The 16,629-nt window shown below is 70.4% G+C and carries 20 protein-coding genes; 9 read left to right on the top strand and 11 right to left on the bottom strand.

Annotated elements, in window-relative coordinates; all coding sequences use genetic code 11:
- Nucleotide 1: 1 nt before the first annotated feature.
- The 3 genes from mshB (at nt 2) to OHA21_RS34595 (ending at nt 1,885) form a co-directional block, all read left to right on the top strand.
- Nucleotides 2-880 (top strand): N-acetyl-1-D-myo-inositol-2-amino-2-deoxy-alpha-D-glucopyranoside deacetylase, encoded by an 879-nt coding sequence (mshB, locus tag OHA21_RS34605; protein WP_328462214.1) that lies wholly within the window; start codon nt 2-4, stop codon nt 878-880.
- Nucleotides 877-1,338, top strand: coding sequence for a hypothetical protein (locus OHA21_RS34600; protein ID WP_328462212.1), 462 nt, complete (start codon nt 877-879; stop codon nt 1,336-1,338). Before mshB ends, OHA21_RS34600 begins: the two co-directional genes overlap by 4 nt.
- A gap of 79 nt (nt 1,339-1,417) precedes the next feature.
- Nucleotides 1,418-1,885, top strand: a complete 468-nt coding sequence (locus tag OHA21_RS34595) for a hypothetical protein (protein ID WP_328462210.1) — start codon at nt 1,418-1,420, stop codon at nt 1,883-1,885.
- A 4-nt stretch (nt 1,886-1,889) separates the two neighbouring features.
- On the opposite strand, the gene OHA21_RS34590 is transcribed toward OHA21_RS34595, so the two are convergent.
- A complete protein-coding gene (locus OHA21_RS34590) occupies nt 1,890-2,849 on the bottom strand; it encodes a GNAT family N-acetyltransferase (RefSeq protein ID WP_328462208.1) in 960 nt (319 codons plus the stop codon).
- A gap of 83 nt (nt 2,850-2,932) precedes the next feature.
- Here OHA21_RS34590 and fdxA point away from each other — a divergent pair, with 83 nt between their 5' ends.
- The 4 genes from fdxA to OHA21_RS34570 are packed head-to-tail and all read left to right on the top strand — an operon-like array spanning nt 2,933 to nt 6,323.
- Entirely contained in the window at nt 2,933-3,259 is a 327-nt protein-coding gene (gene fdxA / locus OHA21_RS34585) for a ferredoxin (RefSeq protein ID WP_328462206.1), read from the top strand.
- A complete protein-coding gene (dapC, locus tag OHA21_RS34580; protein ID WP_328478723.1) occupies nt 3,256-4,362 on the top strand; it encodes a succinyldiaminopimelate transaminase in 1,107 nt (368 codons plus the stop codon). Before fdxA ends, dapC begins: the two co-directional genes overlap by 4 nt.
- Nucleotides 4,363-4,378: 16 nt before the next feature.
- Nucleotides 4,379-5,026 (top strand): SIMPL domain-containing protein, encoded by a 648-nt coding sequence (locus tag OHA21_RS34575; protein ID WP_328462204.1) that lies wholly within the window; start codon nt 4,379-4,381, stop codon nt 5,024-5,026.
- 49 nt (nt 5,027-5,075) lie between these two features.
- Entirely contained in the window at nt 5,076-6,323 is a 1,248-nt protein-coding gene (locus OHA21_RS34570; protein WP_328462202.1) for a DUF4407 domain-containing protein, read from the top strand.
- Between the two features lie 104 nt (nt 6,324-6,427).
- Here the strand turns inward: OHA21_RS34570 and OHA21_RS34565 are convergent, their stop codons facing one another.
- The 8 genes from OHA21_RS34565 to OHA21_RS34530 form a co-directional block, all read right to left on the bottom strand.
- A complete protein-coding gene (locus tag OHA21_RS34565) occupies nt 6,428-7,432 on the bottom strand; it encodes an SDR family oxidoreductase (protein WP_328462200.1) in 1,005 nt (334 codons plus the stop codon).
- A 36-nt stretch (nt 7,433-7,468) separates the two neighbouring features.
- Nucleotides 7,469-8,089, bottom strand: coding sequence for a hypothetical protein (locus tag OHA21_RS34560; protein WP_328462198.1), 621 nt, complete (start codon nt 8,087-8,089; stop codon nt 7,469-7,471).
- Nucleotides 8,090-8,514: 425 nt separating this feature from the next.
- Nucleotides 8,515-9,222, bottom strand: a complete 708-nt coding sequence (locus OHA21_RS34555) for a hypothetical protein (RefSeq protein WP_328462196.1) — start codon at nt 9,220-9,222, stop codon at nt 8,515-8,517.
- Nucleotides 9,219-9,701: a hypothetical protein gene (locus OHA21_RS34550; RefSeq protein ID WP_328462194.1), complete on the bottom strand. Its 483-nt coding sequence runs from the start codon at nt 9,699-9,701 to the stop codon at nt 9,219-9,221. Before OHA21_RS34550 ends, OHA21_RS34555 begins: the two co-directional genes overlap by 4 nt.
- A 63-nt stretch (nt 9,702-9,764) precedes the next feature.
- Complete coding sequence (locus OHA21_RS34545) at nt 9,765-10,259, bottom strand: hypothetical protein (protein ID WP_328462192.1); 495 nt, start codon at nt 10,257-10,259, stop codon at nt 9,765-9,767.
- Between the two features lie 490 nt (nt 10,260-10,749).
- Nucleotides 10,750-11,553 carry a class I SAM-dependent methyltransferase gene (locus OHA21_RS34540; RefSeq protein WP_328462190.1) on the bottom strand — a complete coding sequence of 268 codons (804 nt, stop codon included), beginning with the start codon at nt 11,551-11,553 and terminating at the stop codon, nt 10,750-10,752.
- Nucleotides 11,554-11,604: 51 nt separating this feature from the next.
- A complete protein-coding gene (locus tag OHA21_RS34535) occupies nt 11,605-12,657 on the bottom strand; it encodes a MerR family transcriptional regulator (protein WP_442875192.1) in 1,053 nt (350 codons plus the stop codon).
- A gap of 46 nt (nt 12,658-12,703) precedes the next feature.
- A complete protein-coding gene (locus OHA21_RS34530) occupies nt 12,704-13,303 on the bottom strand; it encodes a LysE/ArgO family amino acid transporter (RefSeq protein WP_328462186.1) in 600 nt (199 codons plus the stop codon).
- Nucleotides 13,304-13,374: 71 nt separating this feature from the next.
- Between OHA21_RS34530 and OHA21_RS34525 the strand changes: the two genes are divergently transcribed.
- Nucleotides 13,375-14,199, top strand: a complete 825-nt coding sequence (locus OHA21_RS34525; RefSeq protein WP_328462184.1) for a LysR family transcriptional regulator ArgP — start codon at nt 13,375-13,377, stop codon at nt 14,197-14,199.
- Between the two features lie 3 nt (nt 14,200-14,202).
- On the opposite strand, the gene dapD is transcribed toward OHA21_RS34525, so the two are convergent.
- Complete coding sequence (dapD, locus tag OHA21_RS34520; protein ID WP_328462182.1) at nt 14,203-15,183, bottom strand: 2,3,4,5-tetrahydropyridine-2,6-dicarboxylate N-succinyltransferase; 981 nt, start codon at nt 15,181-15,183, stop codon at nt 14,203-14,205.
- A gap of 34 nt (nt 15,184-15,217) precedes the next feature.
- Here dapD and dapE point away from each other — a divergent pair, with 34 nt between their 5' ends.
- Nucleotides 15,218-16,288: a succinyl-diaminopimelate desuccinylase gene (gene dapE / locus OHA21_RS34515; RefSeq protein ID WP_328462180.1), complete on the top strand. Its 1,071-nt coding sequence runs from the start codon at nt 15,218-15,220 to the stop codon at nt 16,286-16,288.
- On the opposite strand, the gene OHA21_RS34510 is transcribed toward dapE, so the two are convergent.
- Nucleotides 16,285-16,485: a hypothetical protein gene (locus tag OHA21_RS34510; RefSeq protein ID WP_328462178.1), complete on the bottom strand. Its 201-nt coding sequence runs from the start codon at nt 16,483-16,485 to the stop codon at nt 16,285-16,287. The two genes, dapE and OHA21_RS34510, sit on opposite strands and share 4 nt — an antisense overlap.
- Nucleotides 16,486-16,629: the final 144 nt, after the last annotated feature.

Raw genomic sequence — 16,629 nt, 5'->3', positions numbered from 1 at the left:
CGTGACCGCTAGCAATGAGCTGCCCGCCCGCCGACTGCTGTTGGTTCATGCGCATCCCGACGACGAGGTCATCGGCACCGGCGCGACGATGGCGCACTATGTCTCCTCCGGCGCCCACGTGACCCTGGTGACCTGCACTCTCGGCGAGGAGGGCGAGATCCACGTGCCGGAGCTGGCGCAGCTCGCCGCCGGGCAGGCCGACCAGCTCGGCGGCTATCGGCTGGTGGAGTGGGAGCGGGCCTGTGCCGCACTCGGCGTGACCGACCACCGGATGCTCGGTGGCCCGGGCCGCTACCGCGACTCCGGCATGATGGGCCTGCCGACCAACGATCATCCGCGGGCGTTCTGGCGGGCCGACCTGGACGAGGCCGCGGCGTCCCTGGTGAAGATCATCCAGGAGATCCGCCCACAGGTCATGATCACGTATGACGAGAACGGCTTCTACGGCCACCCGGACCACATCCAGGCGCACCGCGTCGCGATGCGGGCCGCCGAGCTGGCCGGCGAGGACGGTCCCGCCAAGATCTACTGGAACGCGATGCCGCTGAGCGTGATGCGCAACGGGATGGACGCCTTCCGGGAGTCCGGCGACAACCCGTTCGCCGAGGTGGAGAAGGTGGAGGAGCTCCCGTTCGGCACACCCGACGAGGAGATCGCCGCCTGCATCGACGGCACCGACCACCACGCGAAAAAGGTCGCGGCGATGCGCGCCCACGCCACCCAGATCCCGGACAACTCCTGGCTGTACGGGATTGCCGGCGACTTCGGCGGCGAGTTCATGGGCGTGGAGTACTACACGTTGGCCAAGGGCGAGCGCGGCCCCGGCTCGGGCCCGTTCCAGTGGGAGGACGACCTGTTCAGCGGCCTGGAGATCCGATGACCGAGCCGGTCGTCACCAGGGAGCCGTGGGCGGGCTGGGACCCCCTGATCCGCGCCGCCGGCGTGATCGTCTCGATCCTGGCCACCGTCGTCACCGTCTTTCTCGAGCTGGAGCTGAGCGCCCTGCGCCTCGGCGGTTTCGCCGAGCTCTTCGCCGGCCGCTCGCCGTGGGGCGGCAGCGGCGCCGCGGTCCCGCTGGCGATCCCGGTCGCGGTCGCGGCGAACATCGCGATCTGCTGGTTCGCGGTGACCACCACCGGCCGCCGGTGGGCGATCGGGCCGCCGTGGGCGCTGTGGACCCTGCTGATGCTGGCCGCCGCCGGTGTCCGCACCGCCGAGGGGGACTACCTGCTCGGCGGGACCAACTGGGTGGCGCTCGTGATGATCCTGGTCGGGAGCCTGACCTTCGCGGTGTATTCGTACCGGTTGATCCTGCGCCCGGTCCCGGCTGACAGCTGACTCCTAGCCCGCATCTAGGAATCCTCGCGTTCCATCCGCCAAGATGTGCGTTACGTGGACGACTTCAGCGGGAGGAAAGATGAGGGAGCAGCGCTGGTTCCGGATCACGGTGCTGGCGGTCGCACTGTTCGCGATCAATGCGGTGGCACGTCTGGTGGTCCGTTTCGGATTCGACGGCTCCGACACCGCGCAGAGCCGGGCGACGATCGTCATGTTCGTGCTGATCTCGCTCGTGCTCGGCACCCTCACCTTCATCCGGGCGCAGCGCGTGCGGCCCAGCGACTGGCTGCCCGACATCGGGTTCGGCGCGCTGGGCGGCATGCTGCTGACCGTCCTGGTCGGCCCGTTCATCAGCGGCAACGGCCCGTTCGCGAACGGCGCCGGTGACTTCTTCGCCCAGATCTGGCTCTACGCCGGCTGCTCCATCGCGGGCACGCTGCTCGGCTACTGGGTCGCTGTGCTGCTCGGCCGCGACTACCGCTCCAAGTCGCTCAAGGCGTTCACCGAGCGGCGCCACACCCATCCGCGCCGGGTTGTCGGCCGGTAATCGTTTACCGGGGGCCTTCCCTGGTCAGATAGGTGTGGTGGGTGCTGAAGCCGAGCCGGCCGTAAAGCGTGACCGCCGGCTGGTTGCGCTCCTCGACCTGCAGGTAGGCGCGGGTGGCGCCGCGTTGCGCCGCCCATCCGGCGACGGCACGCACGACATGCCGCGCCAGGCCGCGACGGCGTGCGGCCGGCGCGGTCTGCACCAGGGAGAGGCCGAGCCAGCGATCCGGGCCGGTGACCGCACCCCGGGCCACCGCGATCAGGTCACCGTCGGCATCACGGACGTGGGCGAAGACCTTCTCCGGTACGCCGTTCAGAATGCGAAGTGCGGTCCCCGGCAGGGTGCCCTTGTGCTCGGCGACCATGGCGTACCACTCGTCGGTCGGGTTGTCGGCCAGATCGACCGGTGGCAGGTCGGCACGGGCCGGGGCGGCCAGCAGCGGCGCCAGCGGCGCGGTCTGCACCAGGGTGAGCGGCCGGGCCGTCCAGCCGCGCTCGTCCAGCGCCGCGTTGACCGGGGCGGCGAGCGGCATCGGGGTGTTGATCAGCGGCTGCTGGCCACGGTCGGTGTACCAGGCGGCGACCGCGTCGATGGCGGCCTCGAGCGGCCGGTCCGGGTCACCCACGGCCAGCGCCGAGTTGGCCCGGCCGGTCCAGTTGTCCGCGGCGCGCAGGATCCACCCACCGAGCCGGGACCGGACCGGGGCCGGCCAGGCCTCGTCGGCGGCCAGCTCGAGGGCGATCACTTCGGCGGCGCGGGCGCGGCGGGCGGGCGGGACACGCTTGGCCCGGTGCACTTCGCGCAGAGGTACGCGTACCGTCCCCTTGTCGGTGGCGATTGTGAGATCGGTCTCGGTGAGGTCCACGAGCTCACCGAGGGCATCCGTGAAGAGCGTGCGCTCCCCGGTTACGCCTACAATTCGCCGTACCACCACCCGGTGTCCCACATCCTGCTGTCGGAGCACGCATTACCTCCTTCGGCGGGAATACTAGGCTCTGCAATTTGTCGTCGGCGGTCCCCGCGGCGTGGCTTCGAAGGGAAAGACCCGTGACCTACATCATCGCTGAGCCCTGCGTCGATGTTCTCGACAAGGCATGCATCGAGGAATGCCCGGTCGACTGCATCTATGAGGGCAACCGGATGCTCTACATCCACCCCGATGAGTGCGTCGACTGCGGGGCCTGCGAGCCGGTCTGCCCCGTCGAGGCGATCTTCTACGAGGACGATGTTCCGGACCAGTGGAAGGACTACACGAACGCGAACTACGAGTTCTTCGAGGATCTCGGTTCGCCCGGTGGCGCGTCCAAGGTCGGCAAGATCGACAAGGACACCCCGTTCGTGATCTCCCAGCCGCCGCGCGGGGACGCGCACTGAACGCTCGGTCGTCGGCCCTGCCGGACTTCCCCTGGGACCTGCTGGAGCCGGCCAAAGCCATCGCCGCGGCGCATCCGGACGGCATCGTGGACCTGTCGGTCGGCACGCCGGTCGACTCGGTCCCGCCGGCTGTCCGGCAGGCTCTCGCGGATGCGTCGGACGCGCCCGGCTACCCGCTGACCGCAGGCTCACCCGGGCTGCGGGCCGCCATCACCGGCTGGCTCACCCGGGAGTGTCACGCTTCCGGGGAGTTCGGCGTGCTTCCCACGATCGGGTCCAAGGAACTGGTCGCCTGGTTGCCGACGCTGCTCGGCGTCGGCCCGGGCGACGTCGTGGTCATCCCGGCGGTCTGCTACCCGACGTACGAGGTGGGAGCCAAACTGGCCGGCGCCGAGGTGATCCGGTCCGACTCGCTGACCGCCCTCGGCCCCGATCGCCGGGTGAAACTGATCTGGATCAACTCGCCGTCGAACCCGACCGGCCGGGTGCTCCCGGTCGAGCACCTGCGCAAGGTGGTCACCTGGGCCCGGGAGCGGGGCGTCGTCGTGGTCAGCGACGAGTGCTACCTCTCGCTGGGCTGGGAGTCGCAGCCGGTCTCGGTGCTCTCCGACGAGGTCACCGGCGGTGACTACACCGGTGTGCTGGCCGTGCACTCGCTCTCCAAACGCTCCAACCTGGCCGGTTACCGGGCCGGGTTCGTCGGTGGGGATCCGGCTCTGGTCGCCGAGCTGCTCGCGGTCCGAAAGCACGCCGGCATGATCGTCCCGGCGCCGGTGCAGGCCGCCATGGTCGCCGCGCTGAACGACGAGGCGCACGTCGCCGAGCAGCGCTCGCGGTATGCGTCGCGGCGCGACATCCTGCGGACCGCGCTGGTCAAGTCGGGTTTCGAGATCAGCCATTCGGAGGCCGGCCTCTACCTGTGGGCCACCCGCGACGAGGACTGCTGGGCGACCGTCGACCGGCTCGCCCGGCGCGGCATCCTCGCCGCACCGGGCGCTTTCTACGGTCCGGCCGCGGCTCGCCACGTACGGATAGCGTTGACCGCGACCGACGAGCGCGTGGCCGCGGCAGCGGACCGGCTCGCCGAGCCGTTCACCGACTGAACCCGGGGGAATCGCCGTGGACAGACCGATCGTGACCGTCCACGGCGAGGCCCACCGCGAGGTTCCGCCGGAGCAGGCGGTCTTCTCGCTCACCGTCTCCACGGTCGACCGCGACAAGGCTGCCCTGGTCGCCCGGATCACCCAGCGAGCCGCCGAGGTCGGCGCGGTGCTGGATCGCTTCGGCGCGGCGGTCGAGCGCCGGGAGACCACCGGCGTCCAGGTGAGTCCCGAGTACAACCGGCGTGGTAAGCGCACCGAGACCTATTCGGGGTCGATCACCACGACGGTCACCGTGACCGACTTCGACCGGCTGGGCGAGCTGCTGGCCGAGCTCGCCGTCGGGGAGCTGACCTCGATCTCCGGCCCCTGGTGGCAGCTTCGCCCGGGCAGCCGGGCGGATGCCGACGTGCGCGGCGAGGCCGTCACCGACGCCTTGGACCGGGCTCGGGTGTACGCGGCCGCGGTCGGCGCCGAGCTGGACCGGATCATCGAGATCGCCGATGCCGAGTCCGGTGGCATGCACCCGATGACGCGGTCCTTCAAGGGCGGCGCGGAGATGGCCGACGAGGCCGCCGCGTTCGAGCTCCACCCTCAGCAGCAGACCGTCGAGGCCCGGGTCCTTCTACGGGTCAGCATCACGGAACCAACCGTCCTGCGCGGCTGATCCGCCATTTCCTGAACGCGCGGCCGGGTCGTCGGCCAGACTCGGCAGCATGCGCAAGGGCCTCGGGCACCTGCTGCTGCGGGTGGCGAACGTGAATCCCCGAAGTGTGGCGACACACTCGGACCGCGTTCTTTATCGATCGATCGGCGTCTTCATCCTGCTGTACTTCGTCTACGCGACGGTGGGCGGTGCCGCGTTCATCGACGCCAGCACCGGCTACTCCCATCCCTGGTACCAGTGGCTCGTCGGGCCGCTGGTCGGGATCGGCGTGGTCGCGTACGACCGGGCGGTGGTGGGCCGGGTGGCGATCAATTACGACCGGCTCGACTCGGCCGATCCGCGGCATCTGCTGCGCCGGCCGACGATCGGGCTCTACCTGGGCCGGCTGGGACTGGCCCTGCTCTTCGCCGTGGTGGTGACCGAGCCGCTGATGCTGGCCCGGTACCGCGGCGAGATCGACGCCCGGCTCGCCGAGGTGCACAGCGTGCAGCTCGACGAACTGGACCGCGGTGGGGCGGTGGCCGGCTACCGCGCCCGTCTGGACACGCTCCGGCGGGAATCCGCGGCTGACGACGAAGCGGTCCGGTCGCTCACCGACCGGGCGGCCGGCAAACGCGGCGACGCCCGGCTGCTCTACCGGCAGGCGCTCGCCGACTCGGCCGGCGGCGGCGTCACCGGCCGGGCCGGCTGTCCGCGCGGTGGCTACTGCGACGATCTGGTGCAGCGCTCGCGCAACCTGGACCGGGAGGCCACCGGCCTCGACCGGCAGGCCGCCGAGCTGCAGCGGGACCAGCGGGCAGCGCGCGCGGCCCGGGCCGCCGAGCAGGCCCGGCTGGGCGAGCAGATGAACACTGAGCAGGCAGCCAACGCCGCGGTGGTACGCGCGGACGCCGGATTCGGTGCGCGTACGGCAGCGATGTGGCACCTGATCACCGCGGACTTCTGGGGCGTCGGGCTGTTCTACCTCGGCATCGCGTTGCTGCTGGTGGCCCTGGACTGCGCGGCGATCGGGCTGAAGTTCGTCTCCCGCGGAAACGCGTACGAGCGGGCCGAGGCGCGGGCCGGCCGGCTGCGTGAGCACGAAGCGTCCCTGATCCACGAGCGGGAGATCCACGACGCCCGTACCTACGGCGACGCCACCGCCAAGGTGATCGCCGACGGCATCGAGGCGGCCAGCCACGACGGTCGCCTGGTCCGGGCCGCCGAGGACCGGGCCCGAACTGTCCTCACCACGGCAGTCGTCGTCGACCCCTCCCAGCTCGACCGCCCCATCCCGCGCCACCGCATCAACGCCTGACCCCAGCTGTCACTCAGGGCTGCTTCACGCCACGTGAAGCAGCCCTGCCCGTCAGCCGGTTTGTCCGGCTGGCGCGGGCTGTTCCCCGGCCCGCCGAACAGCCCTCAGCGCCGGCTACAGGTGTTGGCCCAGACAGCGCCCGCGATCAGGCCGCCGGCCAGCGAGGCGAGCAGTCCGTGATGCTGGGAGGCCCAGAGCTGCAGGCTGCGGCCCTTGGCGTCGCCGTCGAACGCGCCGTGCGCACCGGCGTCCCGGCCGCCCGGCCCGTCGGCGGGCTCCCACAGGTTCGCCGGCTGGTCCGGGTCATGCTGCTCGCCGGTCTGCTGACTCCCGTAGCCCTGCCAGGCCAGATACCGGTCGAGCAGGCCGGGCGCCACGGCGTTCGCGGCCAGGGTGAGCGCGGTCGAGCCGCCCACCCAGTACTCCCGGCGCCGCGGATGCTCGGCGGCGTAGAGCACCGCCCGCGCGGCGACCTCCGGCTGGTAGATCGGCGGAACCGGCTGCGCGTTGCTCGGCAGCCGGGAGAGCACCCAACGGAACTGCGGCGTGTTCACAGCCGGCATCTGCACCATGGTGACGTGCACGTTGCTCCGCTCGTGCAGCAACTCCACCCGTAGCGCTTCGGTGAACCCCTGCACCGCGTGCTTGGCTCCGCAGTAGGCGCTCTGCAGCGGGATCCCACGGTAGGCGAGGGCCGACCCGACCTGCACGATCACGCCGCGGTCGCGGGCGCGCATCCGGGTCAGGGCGGCCCGCGTGCCGTGCACGTAGCCGAGATAGGCAACCTCGGTGGTACGGGTGAACTCGTCCATCCCGATCTCGGCGAACGGGGCGAAGACGCTGGAGAAGGCGTTGTTCACCCAGAGGTCGATCGGGCCGAGCTCCTTCTCGATCCGGTCGGCGGCGGCGTCCACCGCGGCGAAGTCGGCGACGTCCACTTCCAGGGGCAGAGGGGTGCCGCCGGCTCGGCGTACGTCATCGGCTGCTGCGGCCAGGCCCTCCGCGCCGCGCGCCAGCAGCGCCACCGCATCGCCTCGCGCTGCCAGCCTGCGGGCGACCGCCCGCCCGATTCCGGCGCTGGCGCCGGTCACCACCGAGATCCTGGTCATGCCGATGCTTTTCACCGGTCCAGCAGGCCGGAAACATCATGCGGGTACGGCCTGAGCCTGCACCGGCACTGTGAAGGTGGCGCCCTGGCACGCCGCCGGGCCCTCCCGCATGGTGAGCGCGCCCGGCAGGATGAACGCCCCGATGGTGTCCTTCGGGACCTCCCAGGCCACCGCGAACGTGGCTTGGTTGATCTCCACCTGCGGGTTCACACAGCCGGCCGCCCGGTGCGCTTCATCGGCGACCACCGGACCGGCGCCCCGCATGATCGAGGTGATCCGGATCGGCACCGAGTGCCGGGTGGGCACGGTCACCGTGAGGTTGCCGGCGACGCCCGGCCGCAGCGTCTGAGTGGCGTCCGAACTGCCGCTTACCACCAGCTCGAACGCCGAGTTGCCGGCCCCACGTGGCCCGTTGAAGTGCCAGTACGCCCACGCCGCCCCCGCGTTGGCCAGCACCGCAGCGATCGCCGCCGCGGTCAGGATGGCGCGGGCCCGGCGGTCGAACCGGCGCCGCGGCGAACCGGGCCGGTGCACCTCCCAGGTCGGCTCCTCGTGATCGGCCGCCCTCGACTCGGTGTCCTTCCCGCCGGGGACCTGCGCGCGGCCGTGAGCGGTGCCGCTCTCGGCCAGACTCGCCAGCACGTCACGCCTGTTCACGAGACGGCCTCCACAGCGACGGCCGCGAATGGGTGGCTCGGGTGGGACATGCGGCTCGCTCCTCCTCGAAGGCCGGCGGAATCATGCCTGTTCGGCGTTCATACAACGGTCCCCGATGGAGATGTCCGATGTGATCGGTTTTCCGTACGCCGTTCCGGCGCATAAATCGGACAGGTCCACCTGTCTGGCTTAACCCGCCAGGGTGAGGTCATCGGATGCCGCCGAAGCACCTGGCAGGCGGCTCGATCATCGGTAACCGGTCAGCCTGCCGGTATGCCCAGCTAGCGTCATCGGGGCTACTGCTCAAATCAGTGCCAGTCTACGCGCAATACCATAGACCGCTCATAACGCTGTAGAACGTGTCTAACCAGACAGGTTCGAGCCCCCTCGGCGCGGCTGCACCGGGGGGCTCGAACGGGGCTGGGTTATTGCTCGGGTGCGGCCGGGCTGGCTGACGCGACCGGCTCCGGAGTGGACTCCTCCGGCTTCGGGACACTCGGGTCCGGCTTCACGACCTCCGGGTCGGTGCTCGCCGGCTTCCCGTTCTCCGGATTGCCGTTCTCCGGCTTCCCGCTCTCCGGATTTGCGTTCTCCGCCGGGGTCGGCGACTCCGGCGCCGGCGGAGCAGGGTTCGGTGCGACCGGATCACCGGGAGCTCCGGCCGGCGCGTTCACCTGCACGCTCTGCGGGGCGGGCGCGGCGAAGGCGAGACGCTGACTCCGCCGGCTCTCCTCGCCGGTCCAGTTCCGGAACCGGGGAACTACGGTCCAGCGCCACTTGCCCCCGGCCACCTCGGCCGCGGTGAAGGTGACCGACTCGACCGGCCCGCCACTGGCCGCCACGGTGTGCGTGACGTCGGGCCGTGGCGGGTCACTCACACTGTGCGCGGTGATCGCGTAGTGGTCCATCAGCACGCCCGGGGCCATCTCCTGGGCGCTCCAGGTGACCACGGCCTGAAGGCCCTGCTTGGCGACACTCGGCTCGACGCCGCGGGGCATCCCGGCCACCTTGACGGTGTAGGACCCCGGGTTGTCCGGCAGCGTCCAGCCACCCGCGTAGGCGAACACGGTCCCGGTCGCGCCCAGAGCCGCCACCACCCCGGCCACCAGCAGGACTTTCCCGGCGCGCCTCATCGGTTCATCCGATGGCCGACGCCGGAGACCGTGATGGTGAACCTGGCTCCCGCACACTTCTGGGACGCGCCGACCGGCATCACGATCGGAATCGAACCGGCAAGCTCGGTACGCCCGGTCGCCGCCACCGTCGCCGGCAGCCGACCGCTGAACTCCCGGACCTGCAGATTCTGCGAGTTCGCCGGGCATCCCCGCCGCGACGACGAGGACACCTTGGCGGTCAGCCTCTGCAGGCTGAGCCGAAACCCGAGCGGATTGCGCACCGTGATCTTCATCTGCCGCACCGCACCGGGGTGGAGACCCCGAACCGGCTTACCCTCCAGCGTGAAGTAGAGCGGCCCGTCACGGTGGTCACCGCCCTGGCCGACCAGCCGCAGGACGTCGCCGTCCCGGACCGACGGCGCGTCGGGCGCGACGGCGACCAGAACGCCGGCCAGGACGGCCGCCAGTGCAGCCGCGGTCCACCAGCTCTTCAACATGGACGGTCCCAGGTGTAGTCGGTGCGGCGGGGCGGAGTGGTCCGCCCCGCTCTGCAGGAAAGGTCACGAAGCCTCGGGCAGGCTCTTGGCGTTGAACGAGTAGTCGATCTTGACCGTCTTGGCGGAGCAGGCCTGCGGGATGTTGCCGATGGTCACCGTGCCCGGCACCGATGCCGCCTCATCCCCGGCGGCGATCGTCGGCGTGCCGGGGAAGGTCGTGGTGAACATCCCCGCCTCCTTCAGCCCCGCCGCGCAGGCGGTCGCGTCCTCTCCCGCCGGTGTGACCGTCGCGTTGACCACGGCGATCTCTCCGGTGAGCTGGACCGGGAACTCGTTCGGGTTCTTCATCGTCGTCGTGATGTCCGTGGTGAGACCCGGGTAGAGGTTGTCGGTGAAGGTCGTCGACGCGGTCAGCTTCTTGATCTGCGCGGCCTTGCCGTTGGCCTTGCCCTCACCCTCGATGTCCCAGCCGGAGAAGGCGGCCCATGCCGCGCCCCCACCCAAGGCGACGACAGTGACGCCGACGATGACAGCGGAACGCTTCGAGATCTTGCGCATGGGAATGTTCCTCCTGGAACGGTAAGCGTGCGCTAACGCCCCGTAAGAGGTCGCGAGCGACCAGAACGGGGTGCGCGTCGTTAATCGGGTGTCCCGGGAGCCCAAAAGGCGTCCCGGCGCTGCGACAAAGATGACGGACCCGCCATTTCCCGGCGATAGTTCTTCCCGTCGGCCTGTTGCATGCGATCCGGCGGCGCCTCCGAGCCGTTCCGGTTACCCCGCACGTGTGACGGAGCGCCCGCCACCTTCCCGGTGAGCAGTGCCAGAGCCTCACGAACACACGCGAAGAGCTGCAGTTTCGCCTTACTGCCACGCATCGGCGAAATTCTCAACTCCGAAAGCTGTTCGGATTATCGAAAACCGCCGCAGGAAGCTTGAAACGCGAAGCTTTAATGTGAAACCAAGCGTCCCGTACAATGGCCAGGGCGACATTTTCCGGCAGCTGGACACTATCGTGTTGTCCGGCATTCCCCTGAAAGAGGCTTGCGGCTTACGGTTCTGTCGGCCGCTCGGCCTGGAGCAGGAAGCGGTGCGCCCGCGCAGTGAACTCACCGCGGGCCCGGATGGTCGCGGCGAGACGGGCCAGCGCCCGCTCGTACTTGTACGGAGTGAAGTCCCGGATCTGCCACGGCACAGTGCGCAGCTGGTGCACCACCGCCGAGATGTCCCGGAAGACCGCGTGCGGGTGCTCCTCGCGCACGTCGACCACCTGGAGCCCGGCCGCCTCCAGCGATGCGGCCGCGACCTCGGCATCCCACCGGCGCGGATGTGGCGGTGGCGCGCCGAGCGCGACATTCAGATCCGCCAGATCATCACTGCCGACCTGCTGGGTGAGCAGGACTCCGCCGGGCTTCAGCAGACGGGCGATGTCCGCCGCGGGAAGCCGCCCGTGCCGGCTGAGCACCAGATCGAACTCGTCCTCGCCGGCCGGCAGCTCGGTGAGCACCGCCACCCCGAACGGGGTGAGCCGCTCCCGGGCGGCCGGAGTGTTCCGCGCCCAGCTCTCCACGGCCACGGTGTGCGGGGGCAGCGGGGCAAGCTCCGCCAGCAGCTCGCCGCCGCCGGTGTCCAGGTCGAGCACGCTCGTGGCTCGGCGCAGCAGCGGACGGGCCAGCTCCAGGTACGACCAGGACGGCTCGGACGCCACGGCCAGGCCGTCCAGCCAGGCGAATTCCCACCCGGTCATGGAGGCGCCGGTAGCCGCGGCGTTGAGTTCGTCCTCCTGCCGGTTGCTGCGCACATCGGAAACGTAGCCGGGCGGCCCGCCGACGAGCGACTCCATCTCACGTCTCATGCGGGACCGGTGCCGGACTGTGGCTGAACGGTTACCAGAGCCCTTCCCTCCTCACTGCCGGACCGGCATCAGGAGCGAGAACCGGGACTCGTCACCCGCCACCCGGACGGCGAGCGGCCGCAGCGGCCCGTCGAGCTGGAGCACCAGCTGGCCCGGGCCGCCCGCGTCCAGCGCCTCGAGTAGAAACTCGCGGTTCACCGCGACGTGGGCACCGGCATCCGCCGCCCACTCGCTCTCGGCGGCGAGGTGCAGACCACCCACGGGGTCCAGATTCAGGATCGAGACCGGGTAGGTCGAGCCGTCGTGCTCCCGTGCCACCACCGGGGCTGCGGCGAGTCGCTCGCGCAGCTCGGCGGCATCCACCAGGACCTGCCGGGTCTCCGGGCCGGAAGGGCTCAGCAGCCGCTGGTAATCCGGGAAGTCGACGTCGAACGGCTCGCTCGTCAGCGCCGAGTCGCCGATCCGGGCGCTGACCTGGTCGGCGGTCAGGTCGAGGGTCACCGAGCCGGTGTGCACGCCGCGCAGCCCGTCGACGAAGGCCAGGGGCAGGAAGCTGCGAGCCGCCGGACCGGTGATCTCGGCCGGGGTGGAGGCGACGGCCAGTCGATAGCGATCGGTCGCGACCAGGGTCAGGACACCCTCGCCGGTCTCGAAGAGGACGCCGGCGGGAATGACGTCGGCGGTGGCGGGCGCGGCGAAACGCACCGCGTCCAGCGCGGCGCGCAGGTCGGCGGCCGGCAGGGTGACGCGCGTCATGGACTTCTCCTCCGAGTCGAGCAGAGCGTGCAGGCGGGAGAGCTCACGTCGAGCGTCGGCGAGACCGGCCTCCAGCCGGGTCAGGTGGAGATCGAGCTTGACCCGCACCGAATCGGGGTCATCCAGGTCTCGCACCGCCTGCGCGATCTCGGCGACCGGCATGCCCACCCGCCGCAGGCCGGCGATGAGCCGGGCTGCCCGGATCTGCTCCGCCGTGTAGCGGCGATAGCCGGTGACCCGGTCCACCGCGGCAGGGACCAGCACCCCGGCACCGTCGTAGAACCGCAGCGCGCTGACACTCAACCCGCTGGCACGTGCGACGTCACCGATTCCTTTTAAGTCCCGCAGCTCGCTCCTCACCTGCACAACTCTGAGGTCTGCCCCAGGGTGAGAGTCAAGCCTGCACGACCAGCGCGATGCCGAGAATCGCCATCACCGCCGCGATCAGGCCGTCGAGCACCCGCCAGGCAGCCGGGCGGGCCAGCAGCGGCGCCAGCCGGTGCGCGCCGGTGCCGAGCGCGGTGAACCAGACCAGGCTCGCCGCGGCCGCGCCCAGGCCGAAGGCCCAGCGGTTCGCGTGCTGTTGGGCAACCGAGCCGAGCAGCAGCACTGTGTCCAGGTAGACATGCGGGTTGAGGTAGGTCAGGGCGAGGCAGGTGAGCAGCGTGGCGCGCAGGGTCGCGGGCGCCTTGCCGGCCGGGTCGAGCGCCTGCGGCCGCAGCGCCCGCCGCGCCGCCAGCGCGGCATAGGCCAGCAGGAACGCCGCGCCGGCCCATCGGATCATGGTCACCAGCTCGGGCCGGGCGGTCAGGACCGCGCCGAGGCCGGCGATGCCGGCCGAGATCAGCGCAAGATCGGAAAGAGCACAGGTCAACACCACCGGTAGTACGTGCTCCCGGCGCAGACCCTGCCGCAGGACGAAGGCGTTCTGTGCCCCGATGGCGATGATCAGTACGGCGGACGCGGCGAACCCGGCGAGAGCGGAGGGAAGCATGTGCTCGACGCTACGGACGCCGGCTCCCGTACTCCAGCTAATCATTCTCAAGATGGATTAGCATCTCTTACGTGGACCAGGTGCAACTAGCGACCTTCCAGGCCGTGGTCGAGCTGGGAAGTTTCGAGGCGGCCGCACGTGCGCTGCACGTCACACCATCCGCAGTCAGTCAGCGGATCAAGGCGCTCGAGCAGTCCGTCGGTCAGGTGCTGGTGCGCCGGGCAAAACCGTGCACAGCCACCGAGGCCGGCCAGGCGCTGGTCCGCTTCGCCGGCCAGGTCGCGCTGCTGGAGCGCGAGGCGCTGGCCCAGGCCAGCGGCGGCACCCGGCTCTCCTTCGTGGTCAACGCGGATTCGCTGAACAGCTGGTTCCTGCCGGTGCTCGCCCGGGTGCCGGGGGTCAGTTTCGAGATCCACACCGATGATCAGGATCACACCGCCGAGCTGCTGCGGGCCGGCATCGCGATGGCCGCGGTCACCGCGGATCACGTCGCGGTGCAGGGGTGCCGGGTGGAGCGGCTGGGCGCGATGCGGTATCTGCCGGTCGCCGCGCCCGGCTTCGACGCGACCGACCTGAGCCGGGCGCCGATGCTGGTCTACAACCGCAAGGACCGCCTGCAGCACCGGTTCCTCGGCGACCGGCCGGAGCCGCCGATCCACTACGTGCCCGGCGCGGCCGCCTTCAACGAGGCGATCCGGCTCGGCCTGGGCTGGGGCCTGGTCCCCGAGCAGAACGCCCGGCCCGACCTGGAGAACGGCCGCTACGTCGACATCGCGCCGGGCCGCTACCTGGACGTGCCCCTCTACTGGCAGTGCTGGCGGATCGAGTCGGAGACCCTGAACAGACTGACGGCCGCCGTTCGCACGGCGGCCGCCCAGGCCTTGCGTCCCTCTTGAGGGTCAGTCGTTGGCGTGCAGCGCGCTGTTCAGCTCGATGCCGGTGCCCTTGCGCGGGCGGGCCTCCAGAGCGCCGGAGACCGAGTTGCGCCAGAAGAGGAGATTGCTCACACCGGACAGCTCGATGGCCTTCACCACGCGGCCGTCGGGCAGCGTGATCTTCGAGGCGGCAGTGATGTAGACACCCGCCTCCACCACCGAGTCGTCGCCGAGCGAGATGCCGATGCCCGCGTTCGCCCCGAGCAGAGCGCGCTCGCCGATGCGCACCTTCTCCTTGCCGCCACCGGAGAGCGTGCCCATGATCGACGAGCCGCCGCCGATGTCCGAGCCGTCGCCGACCACCACACCCTGCACGATCCGGCCCTCGACCATCGAGGTGCCGAGCGTGCCGGCGTTGAAGTTGACGAACCCCTCGTGCATCACGGTGGTGCCGGAGGCCAGGTGGGCGCCGAGCCGCACCCGGTCCGCGTCGGCGATCCGCACGCCGGACGGCACCACGTAATCGATCATCCGCGGGAACTTGTCCACGCCGTAGACGGCGAGCTGCCGGCCGGCCGCGCGCTCCAGGAAGCGCAGCTCGTCGACCCGCTCCGGCGGGCACGGGCCGGCCGAGGTCCAGGCCACGTTCGCCAGCTTGCCGAAGATGCCGTCCAGGTTCAGCGCGTTCGGCTGGACCAGGCGGTGCGAGAGCAGGTGCAACCTCAGGTACGCGTCGGAGGCGTCGGTGATCGGGTCGGCCAGCGACTTGATCACCGTACGGACCTCGACGGTGCTCAGGCCGGGAAGCAGCTTGGTGCCGGTCAGCCCGGCCGGGAGGGCCGGCGCGTCGGCGGGCTCCTCGCCCAGTCCCAGGTATCCGGCCGGGAACCAGGTGTCGAGGACCTGCCCCTCGGCGGTCACGGTGGCGAGGCCGATGCCCCAGGCGGGCGAAGTCGAGATCGCGGTTTCCACGGACCGAACCCTACCGGACCCGGAACGAGGCATCGGGAGCGTCGTACGCCCCCGGTATGGTGCGCTCATGGCCAACCCGCTTACCCCGGACGTGCTGCTCGACCCGGTCGTGCTGACCCGCGCCCTGGTCGACATCGAGTCCGTCTCCCGCGATGAAAAGGTGATCGCCGACTGTGTGGAGGACGTCCTCCGCAGGGCCGGTCACCTGAGCGTCCGGCGACTGGGTAATACGGTGATGGCGCGGACCAAACTGGGCCGCGACCAGCGGGTGATCCTCGCCGGCCACCTGGACACGGTCCCGGTCAACGACAACCTGCCGTCCACGGTCGTCGACGACCTGATCTACGGCTGCGGCACCTCGGACATGAAATCCGGCGTCGCGCTCGCGCTGCACCTGGCCGTCACCCTGCCCGACCCGCGTTACGACTTGACCTACCTCTTCTACGAGGCGGAGGAGATCGAGTCCGAGTTCAACGGGCTCAACCTGGTGGCCGAGGCCCACCCCAAGTGGCTGCAGGCCGACTTCGCGGTGCTGCTCGAGCCGACTTATGGGTTGGTCGAAGCCGGTTGTCAGGGGACCATGCGGGTGCGGGTGCACACCACCGGGCGCCGGGCGCACACGGCCCGGGCCTGGCGCGGGGTGAACGCGATCCACGCGATGGGTGAGCTGCTGCGGCGGCTCGAGGACTACCACCCACGCACCGTGACGATCGACGGGTGTACGTATCGGGAAGGGCTGAGCGCGGTCCGGATCGAGGGCGGCATCGCCGGCAACGTGGTGCCGGACGACTGCTTCCTGGATGTGAACCTGCGGTTCGCCCCGGACCGCTCGGAGAAGCAGGCGCTGGAGCACCTGCAGGAGATCTTCCATGGGTACGAGTTGGAGGTGACCGACTCCGCCCCAGGCGCCCTGCCCGGCCTCAAAGCGGCCCCGGCCAGGGAATTCCTCGCCGCCATCGGCCTCGAGCCGGCCGGCAAGCTCGGGTGGACCGACGTCGCCCGTTTCGCCGCGCTCGGCATCCCGGCGCTGAATTACGGGCCCGGCGACCCGGCGCTGGCACACGCGCCGGACGAGCACGTCGAGATCGGCAAGATCCGCGACGGCTCGGCCACGCTTTACCGCTGGCTGGCCGACTAGATCTGCGGCACCGCCACCCGGCCGATCGCGCGCTGGGGGAGAGCCAGCAGCTCGGGCGGTATCTCCATGGTCGCTTCCGGGTCGACGGCCGGTTCGGGATCACGCGCCGCGAAAGCCATCCGCCGTTCCTCCACCACCAGGCGGATCCGGCGCTGCATGCGGCGCTGCATCTTGAGGCGCTCGTATCGATTCGTCACGGTGGCTGCTCCTTCGCCGGGAGCCCGGTGATGCCAGGTCGGTAACAGTACAGACGTGCTGGAGCTACTGTCGGTTGCTTCAATCTGGCAAAAAGGTCTCGAGGTCGCAATCCTCTTACCGAAACGCAGCCGGTTATTCACCAG

It is taken from the genome of Actinoplanes sp. NBC_00393, assembly GCF_036053395.1.
Taxonomy (GTDB): Bacteria; Actinomycetota; Actinomycetes; order Mycobacteriales; family Micromonosporaceae; genus Actinoplanes.
Note: the sequence above shows the minus strand (reverse complement) of the source record. Positions and strands in the feature narration are given on the sequence as shown.